This is a genomic window from Pseudomonas sp. P5_B2 (genome assembly GCF_056400445.1).
The window spans coordinates 1-741 of the sequence record NZ_JBFULH010001302.1 but is presented as its reverse complement, the minus strand read 5'-3'; the positions used below and the strand labels follow the sequence as shown (position 1 = coordinate 741).

1 protein-coding gene is annotated in these 741 nt (G+C 57.5%); it reads right to left on the bottom strand.

Going from position 1 to position 741, the window contains the following annotated elements; all coding sequences use genetic code 11:
- Positions 1 to 741: PqiB family protein (locus AC1DRJ_RS30880; RefSeq protein WP_477805450.1), on the bottom strand; the 741-nt coding region annotated here is incomplete at both ends.

Below are 741 nucleotides of genomic sequence, written 5' to 3'. Positions count from 1 at the left end.
GTCTTTGCGATTCTCCGGTGTGGCGAACGCGAGACCACCGGCGACGATGCTGGCAAGCGACTCACTGCGAATTTTCACACCGGACAGGTTGGCGTCGATGCTGATGCCGCTGGCGTTCCAGAAACGCGTGTGTTTGCGCACCAGATTGGCGTAGGTGGGCTCAATGAACACCTTAAGCTCGACGGTACTTTGGTCTTCCGAGAGCACATAGCTTTTGATCTCGCCGACCTTGATCTGCTTGTAGAACACAGGGCTGCCACGGTTCAGAGAGCCGAGGCGATCAGCCTTGATGGTCAGGTGCAAACCCGGCTTGGCGTCGGACAACGGAGGTTCTTCGGCCAGCGCCTTGAATTTGCGAGTGGGCTCACCTTCACCGGGGCTGATCGCCACATAGTTACCCGAGACCAGCGTCTCCAGACCGGTGATACCGGCCAGGGTCACGCTTGGTTTGACCAGCCAGAAGCGCGTGCTGGTCTTGAGGTATTGCTCGACATCCTTATTCATCTCGACCGTCGCGATCACGCCTTTGGAAGCGCCTTCGTCATCGAGTTTGAGGGCTTTCACCTTACCAACGGGCATGCCTTTGTAGACCACTTCGGTCTTGTTGGCCTGGATGCCCTCGCCGCTTTCGAAACGTATATGAACCTCGATGCCTGTCTCGTTGTAAGCACGCCAGCCGAGCCAGCCGCCGATGATCAAAGCGATCAAGGGCAGAATCCAGATGGCTGACCAGTTCGAGGC